Origin of the sequence: Planococcus sp. CAU13 (assembly GCF_000775575.1) — a bacterium.
In the GTDB taxonomy this organism is placed as follows: Bacteria; Bacillota; Bacilli; order Bacillales_A; family Planococcaceae; genus Planococcus.
In genome coordinates, this window is the sequence record NZ_JRGN01000282.1 from 1 (window position 1) to 8,116 (window position 8,116).

Genomic DNA, 8,116 nt, shown 5'->3' on the forward strand with positions numbered 1-8,116 from the left:
CAGAGCTAAACGGGCGTTGTCGCTTTTCTTCTTACCATTTTGCATAATGCTCTTCAATAGAGCCAAGCAGTTGAGAGATTCTCAGTTTTTTGCCGTCTTCATAACGCACATATCCATCATAATAACCGAAAAGCTGGTGCACTTCCGATTTTACCAGCTTCATATCGCTTTTGGACACCCGCTCGAAAAAAGGGGTGAATTCAAGTCTTACGTCATCGGAGAATTTAGTGGAGATCCGCCATGGTTCTTTATAATTTTGATTGTCGTAGTGAAACAGCACATCTTCATGGATTTTAACCATTTTGCCGTTTACAAAAAAGGCGTTTTCCGTCATGCCGGTGCCGTCGGTCCACTTGCCGCCAAAATTCAGGCCTATTGTTTTGCCGAGTGAGCGCTGTGACGCCATTGCCCAGTTCCAGGAAGATTCCCTTGGCCAGACACCCCGCCCTGTATCCAGAACGGCATAACTTTCAACCGGCTCGAACGTGTATTGCTGCGTGCCGACTTTTACAGTTCCGGCTGCCGGCAGGCATAAATGCTTTCCTGTAAATTGAAAAATATGCCTGTTGCGCGGAATGACCACATTCAGTGAATCGTGATTTTGCGGATGGCGGATATCCAATGCCGCACTCAGTTTTTCACCGTCGAAATCATCCACTTGAACGCTGATCTGTGTCGATTCTCCGTCATGCAGGAATTCTATATCCATTTCGGGATGATTGAATGTGCACGTTTCCATAGATTCATCACCGATGATGCGTTTTCTTGAAAAGGGCATGACAACCGTTTTTTCATAGAAGCGCTGGGTTTCATAATTAAGGAAATAAACAAAGCACACCGTGGCGTAATCCAAATGGCTGACAGTGGCGGAGAACATGATTTCTTCCCCGAAAACACACCAGTAGTTCCATTTTTTCTTGCGCATGAAATTACCTTTCAGATTGCTGACGATAAGCGGCCGACGTGCAAAACCAATGGCTTCAGGATTCAACTGACCTTTTGCATCACAAAGCTCCACGGTTGTGTAGATTTCACGTTCAACATGCTGCATAACTTCCACCTCGCCGTCATTCTGCTTTCATTGTAGCAGAAGAAACGGGGGATATCTCTTTTGGAAACCGCAAATTCCTTGTGTTATTGCGGGCTTTTTCTCCACATCAGCGCTAGAGTGCCTTCGCCGGCATGGACTGCGAGGGATGAACTTAGATCACCGGTAAGTATTTGTGCGTCCGGAATCACTTTTAACACTTCGCGTTTCAAGCTTTCCGCTTCTTCGTGTGAATTTCCGTGCATGATCTGGAAATGTACCACGCCCAATTCCTGATGGTCCTTGACTGCATGATCGATTAGATATTTTACTGCTTTCTTATGGGAACGGACTTTATCAATCGGCTTTAATTCGCCTTCAGGAGTCAGCTGGACAATCGGTTTGACCTGCAGGAGGCTGCCGATATAGTATTGTGCGCCGCTCATTCGGCCGCCCTTGTACAATTGGGTAAGATTGCCGATCAGAATATAATTTCGGAAGTTTACGGTTTCTTTTTCGAGCTTCTGGACAATCTCTTCAGCACTCAGCCCTTCTTTTTCAAGTTCCATGCCGCGCTCCATCAGGCCTGTCAGCCCATAGGACAAGGCATAGGAATCGACGGCGTAGACTTTAAAGCCCGACATGTCTGCGCCGGCAGTTGATGAAGCGATTGTGCCGCTCAACTTGGCTGAAGCGTGCACCGCGATGGCGCATTCGTATTCTTCTTTCAACTTGTCATACAGCTCGGCAAATTTACCGGCAGACGGCTGAGAAGTTTTTGGGAATTCAGGCGCTGCTTTGATGCGTTCGTAAAGCTGTGCCTGTGTCAGGTCAACACCATCGACAAATTCTTCATTGCCGAAATGGATATTCAGCGGGACAACATAGACATCTGGATGCGCTTTCATTTCTTCAGTTACAAATCCTGTGGTATCAATTACCCACGCAATCGGTTTTTTCATCATCCAACATCCCATCTTTATAATTTTTTGAATAATAAAACTATACCACGAATAATATTTACAGGATAGGGCATCGGGATAAAATCTGCCGCTTCCTATCCTTTAGGCGTTAAATGCCGCCGAATCGCTTCTGATAGGACTCTTCAATATCGAAGCGGTGTTTAATGACAATAATAATAATTGCCAGCACAAGTGGCCATACGACCGGGATGACCTGCAGGACAAAAGCCATGACGATAAAAGCGGTAAAGGCGCTCAGCATACATAAAGTGGCACTTTTGAAAAATGGATAAAAAGCGATGAACATGACAAACATCGCAAGAAAAAGCTCAGGTGTCAGGAAAAAGGTGACCCCGATAAAAACGGCAATTCCTTTTCCTCCGCGGCCGCGCAGCCAGAAAGGAAAAATATGACCGATCACTGCCAATAATCCGGAGACGGCAATCGCCCACAAGGGGAAATCAAAATAAAATCCGGCGAAAACCAGCGCTGCACCTTTGCCGGCGTCTCCCAGGAAGGTGAGCAGAAACGCACGCTTTCCGATTACGGCCCCTGCATTGCGCGCCCCCAGATTGCCGCTGCGTTCTTTGGAGAGATCGACGCCTTTCCATTTACCGACAAGCCAGGCGGTCAAAAGAGTCCCGACCAGATAAGAAATTATAAAATAAATCCACATGTTCTGTCCCCCGATGCTCATGTCTCTAGTCTAAGTAAAGCAGTTTTTGCAGTATAAGGAAATAGAAGCATGAAAAAACCTTCCCGCTGTCGGAAGCGGGAAGGCTAGGAAATGGGGTGTTATTTTAAAGCTGCGGCCTCAAAAAGGTAATCGCAGATGACACGTAATCCTTTATCAAAGTTTTCAAGATGGAAATGCTCATTTGGCGCATGGAAGTTTTCAGACGCCAGGCCGAATCCCATCAGGACGACCGGCAGTTCCAGGATTTCATCGAATGCGGCAACGATCGGAATGGAGCCGCCCATCCGTGTGAAAGCAGTCGGTACCCCGTAAACTTTTTCGTATGAACGGCCGGCTGCCTGAATTGCCGGGTGATCGAATGGTGTCAGGAATGGTTTGCCTTTATCGAATTCAGTGATCTCAACTGTCACACCGGCGGGTTTATGGGCTTCGACGTGTGCTTTCAATTTCGCGACGATATCATCCGGGTCTTGGTCAGGCACAAGACGGCACGTAATTTTGCTGCTCGCTTCTGCCGGCAGGACGGTCTTGATGCCCTCGCCGGAGAAGCCTCCGGTGATGCCGTTGATTTCTAGTGTCGGGCGGATCCAGGTGCGTTCCACAAACGAGTAGCCCTGTTCACCAAAATCTTCAGTGATGCCGAGGTCTTTCTTTTCATTTTCCAGATCGAATTGGAGTGACGCGAATTCGGCGCGTTCTTCGTCGGAAACCGGAAGAACGTCATCGTAGAACCCTTCCACTTGAATGACGCCTTCTTTGTCGCGGAAGCTCTCCAGAATTTGAACGATCGCATGCAGCGGATTCTGCACTGCGCCGCCGTAAAGGCCGGAATGGAGATCTCCTTTCGGTCCTTTCACATCGATCTGAATGCCCGCAAGGCCGCGCAATCCGTAGCATACTGCCGGACGTCCCGGTCCCTGCATGCCTGTATCGGAAATGACGATCAAATCTGCCGCCAATGCTTCTTTGTTTTTCTCGACATAAGCGGGCAGGCTCGGGCTGCCGATTTCTTCTTCTCCTTCAATGATGAACTTCATATTGACCGGCAATTCGCCGTTCAGCTGCAATAAAGCTTCTGCTGCTTTGATATGCATGAACGTCTGGCCTTTATCATCGCTTGCTCCGCGTGCATATAATTTATTGTCGCGGACATGCGGATCGAAAGGCGGCGTCTCCCAAAGGTGCAGCGGGTCGACCGGCTGGACGTCGTAATGTCCATAGACGAGCACTGTCGGTTTGCCCGGGGCATGGAGCCAGTCTGCATAAACGAGCGGATGGCCTCCGGTTTCATCGATTTTTACGTTCTCAAGGCCAGCTTTTTCGAAAGCTTTTACCAGCCATTCAGCTGCTGTCTGCATGTCTTTTTTATGTTCCGATAATGAACTGACGGACGGGATGCGGAGGAAAGAATTCAACTCTTCCAAATGGTCTCCGCGCCGGTCCTGAAAATAACGGTCGATTTGTTTTGCATCCATCCTGTAAAACCTCTTTTCCATAATTTTTTGGCAATAAAAAAAGTATACCATAAGCAAGTTCAGCTTTTCGACAGATGGAAATTCGCTGTGATATAATTATCAGTACGGAAATAGCTCGTAAAAATTTTGTGTTTCAGACACTGGAGGAAACAAATTTGTTTATAGCGTTAGCATTATTTTTGATGATGTCGTTCTTCTTATCGGGAAGCGAAACGGCATTGACGGCGGTTAACAGGATGAAGGTCCATCTTCGCGCAGAGCAGGGCGATGTAAAGTCACAGAACCTGCAAAAGTTGATTGCGAAGCCGGACCGGATGATCACTACCATATTAATCGGAAATAATATTGCCAACATCATGCTTCCGACCCTCGTCACGATGATCGCCATTGACAGAGGCTGGGAAGTCGGTCTTGCTACGGCCATTTTGACGATTGTTTTGATTATATTCGGTGAAGTTCTGCCGAAAACCATTGCAGCAACTTTTGCGGATAAAATCGCTTATATTGTAGCACCTGTCATCAGGGTGCTTGTCTTTGTGCTTAAGCCGCTTACGTGGCTGCTTGCCCAGTTCACCAATATTTTCATCCGCATCATTTCCAAAGGCAGCGTCAAAGAAGCGACGATGACAAAGGAAGAATTGCGGACAATGGTTGATATCGCTTCGACTGAAGGCACATTTGAAGAAGGTGAATCGGTGCGTATTAAAGGCGTCCTTGATTTCCCGCATAAGGATGTCTCGGATGTCATGTCGACACACCGTACGGACGTTGTCGGAATTTCCGTCGACTCCACTTATGAGGAAGTGCGTGACTTGATCCTGGACTCTTCATACACGCGTTACCCGGTGTATGAAGAAAGCATGGATAATGTGGTTGGATTGTTTTATTCGAAAAAATTGATCGAATGGTCAATGAACCCGAATTTAACGCTGCAGGAACTGATGGATGATAATCCTTTATTTGTCGTCCAGTCTGTCAGCGTGGAAAAAGTCTTTAAAATGATGATGGCGAAGAAAAAACATATGGCTGTCATTTTGGATGAATACGGCGGAACTCTTGGAATTGTGACGCACGAAGACATCATTGAAGAAATGATCGGGCAGGATATCGAAGACGAGACGGACGAGGAAGACGATGAACTGGTCTTTGAGATGACCAATAATAAGCTGTCATGCCACGGGCGTCTGGAAATTGAGGACGTTAATGAGATGTTCGAAGTCGAAGTCCCGAACGACCACGACACCATCGCCGGATTTGTCATGCAGCAGCTTGGCCATGTACCGGACGAAGGCGAACAGTTCACGTATGAAAATCTTCATGTTGAAGTGAACGAAATGGACCGCAACCGGATCGTGCGTCTGACGATAACCAAAAAAGATGAAGAAGTGTTTGCGTAAAACCTGCCTGTGGGCGGGTTTTTTCTTGTTTTAAATAGCTTTTCTGTGTCTAGACTCCGGCGATCCGGCTCTTCGGGCATAAGCCAGGCCAGCTCTGCGGTCCAGACCGCTCCGCTATTCCGTCTGTTGTCTGTCAGAGCTTAGCGGGTGCCGCCGCTTTTCTTCACATTACACAAATGTAAGCTAAATGAAAGCGGGAGCGATAGAGTGAAAGGTTCTTTTCCGGCACAATAAGGACAAGAGTAAAAACCGGACGGAGGAATCTTTCATGGAAAGTTTATATACAGAGTATAATCGCTACATCTATCATTTATGCCTCAAACTGACGCGCAATAAGGTGGAGGCTGAAGATCTGATGCAGGAAGTTTGGCTGAAAGTGGTGCGCTATGAATCGTCGATCCAGGAAGTGGATCATTTAAAAGCGTGGCTGACAACGATTTGTATGAACACATTCCGTGACCGATACCGCAAAAATGTGCGCCGCAGTAAACACGTGCAGCAGCAGCCGGAAGGGCTGGATATTTCAATTCTTGACCTGATCCCATCGGATAATGCCGGCGCGCCCGAGTTGCTGGAGCAGCAGGATGTCTCAGAATTGCTGCAAAATAAAATTTCGCAGCTCGATTCGATTTACCGGACGACAATTGTTTATTTCTATGTCCATCAGCTGTCATTGATCGAAATTGCGGAAGCGATGAAAGTTTCGATCGGCACAGTCAAATCCCGCCTGTTCCGCGGCAAACAGCGTTTGAAAGACTTATTGCTGGAAGACTTGCAGACACGGGAATATGTATTGCTCGCTTAAGAGAATAAAAACTTTTCTTCTATATAAAACGATGGAAAGCATGCCGAAGTTCCGGCGTGCTTTTTTCATGCATAAAAGTGGGCATTTAAATAAATTAAATAAAATTTTTTTCTGGGAAATTTTTTAAGAAATAAATCTTCATCTGCAGTAAGATTAAGGCAGATGGGGGGGTATTCTGTATGAAAAAAAGAGTAAATAATTGGAGTAAGAAAAAAAGGATTATTATGGGAGTTATTGGCGTCCTTGCCATGCTTTATATCGGTGTTATTGTCTGGCACACTTTTAAACCCTTGCCTGAAGGTCTCGAATTTGCCGGCGAATTGCACCAGGTGGAAAATGTCGATATGATTTATGATCTGTCTTTTGCCCAAAACCAAAAAGGGACGAACTTGAAACATGAGCTGAGGATTTTTGATGAAATTTATCAAATGATCGAGGAAGCGGAAGAATTCATCGTCATTGATTTATTTTTATTCGATAATTACACAGATGAAGAAATAGCGTTTCCCGCTGTTGCGGAAACGCTGACTGATAAGCTGTTGGCAAAAAAAGCGGAAGATCCGGAATTTCCGATTTTTTTCATAACCGATCCTTTAAATTTCGGTTACGGCTCATATGAAAGCCAGCTGCTCGGCACCATGAGGGACGAAGGCATAAAAGTGATTGTGACGGATCTGGACAAATTGCGGGATTCGACGCCTTTATATTCGGGGGTGTACCGTGTGATTTTCCAATGGTTTGATGCAGGAGGACGAGGCTGGCTGCCGAACGGCATGGCGAGTGATGCTCCAGATCTGTCTGTTTCTTCGTATTTGAAAATGATGAACATAAAAGCGAATCACCGTAAAGCAGTGATTACAGAAAAAGAGGCAATCATCAGCTCAGCCAATCCCCATAATGCCAGCGGCCTGCACGGCAATATGGCTTTTAAAGTAAGCGGTCCGGTGTTGAACGATATCCTGGAATCGGAAGAAGCGGTATCGTTATTTTCCGGCGGACCGGAATTTCCACGAGTGGATGCACCGGTACAGGAAGGGGAATACCAGGTCCAATATGTAACAGAAAAGAAAGTGCTTGATTCACTGTTGGCGGATATCAGTAAAACGAAAAAAGGCGACAGCATCCATTTGGCTATGTTTTATATAGCGGAAGGTGCTGTCGTCGAGGCGCTGACCGATGCGGCCAATCGGGGAGTGGATGTGAAACTGGTACTCGATCCGAACGAAAATGCCTTCGGTACGGAAAAAACAGGCTTGCCGAACCGTCCGGCTGTCCACGAAATGCTGGAGGAAACTGACGGCAAAATCCAGGTTCGCTGGTACAATGCAGTCGTCGGTCAGTTCCACACAAAATCAATCATGATTAAAACAGCGGAGGAAAGCTACATTTCAGGCGGTTCGACCAATTACACAGAGCGGGCATTCAAGAATTACAACCTGGAAAGCAACATCCGCATCATCGCACCGAACGACAGTGAACTTATCGGTGACATGGACGACTATTTTGAACGCCTATGGAATAACGAAGACGCGCTTTATACGCTGGAAGCGGATGCCTATCAGGACACGTTCACTTTCTGGCAGCGGGGGATTTACGGTTTTCAAAAGATATTTAAGCTGACGACATATTAAATCGAAAAGCGACGGCACCCAATAGCAGAAGTTAACCGAAGAACGCGACATCCTGTCGCAACGGTTAACTGACCCGCTTCCTGCGGGCCTCCGAAAGGCATAAGACGATTTGGCGAAGCGGC

The 8,116-nt window shown here is 46.7% G+C and carries 7 protein-coding genes; 3 read left to right on the forward strand and 4 right to left on the reverse strand.

Features of this window, described 5'->3' with window-relative positions; genetic code table 11:
* Positions 1-31: 31 nt before the first annotated feature.
* The 4 genes from KW93_RS13240 to KW93_RS13255 form a co-directional block, all read right to left on the reverse strand.
* Positions 32-1,051: a DUF2804 domain-containing protein gene (locus tag KW93_RS13240; protein WP_033543509.1), complete on the reverse strand. Its 1,020-nt coding sequence runs from the start codon at positions 1,049-1,051 to the stop codon at positions 32-34.
* 83 nt (positions 1,052-1,134) lie between these two features.
* On the reverse strand, positions 1,135-1,989 hold the full coding sequence (locus KW93_RS13245) for a DegV family protein (RefSeq protein ID WP_033543515.1): 855 nt from the start codon (positions 1,987-1,989) through the stop codon (positions 1,135-1,137).
* 109 nt (positions 1,990-2,098) lie between these two features.
* Positions 2,099-2,665, reverse strand: coding sequence for a glycerol-3-phosphate acyltransferase (locus KW93_RS13250; protein ID WP_033543510.1), 567 nt, complete (start codon positions 2,663-2,665; stop codon positions 2,099-2,101).
* Between the two features lie 119 nt (positions 2,666-2,784).
* Entirely contained in the window at positions 2,785-4,161 is a 1,377-nt protein-coding gene (locus tag KW93_RS13255; RefSeq protein WP_033543511.1) for a dipeptidase, read from the reverse strand.
* A 155-nt stretch (positions 4,162-4,316) separates the two neighbouring features.
* Between KW93_RS13255 and KW93_RS13260 the strand changes: the two genes are divergently transcribed.
* The 3 genes from KW93_RS13260 (at position 4,317) to KW93_RS13270 (ending at position 7,994) form a co-directional block, all read left to right on the forward strand.
* Positions 4,317-5,558 carry a CNNM domain-containing protein gene (locus tag KW93_RS13260; RefSeq protein WP_033543512.1) on the forward strand — a complete coding sequence of 414 codons (1,242 nt, stop codon included), beginning with the start codon at positions 4,317-4,319 and terminating at the stop codon, positions 5,556-5,558.
* A gap of 268 nt (positions 5,559-5,826) precedes the next feature.
* Positions 5,827-6,363: an RNA polymerase sigma factor gene (locus tag KW93_RS13265; RefSeq protein ID WP_033543513.1), complete on the forward strand. Its 537-nt coding sequence runs from the start codon at positions 5,827-5,829 to the stop codon at positions 6,361-6,363.
* A gap of 179 nt (positions 6,364-6,542) precedes the next feature.
* Positions 6,543-7,994, forward strand: a complete 1,452-nt coding sequence (locus KW93_RS13270; protein WP_033543514.1) for a phospholipase D family protein — start codon at positions 6,543-6,545, stop codon at positions 7,992-7,994.
* Positions 7,995-8,116 lie beyond the last annotated feature (122 nt).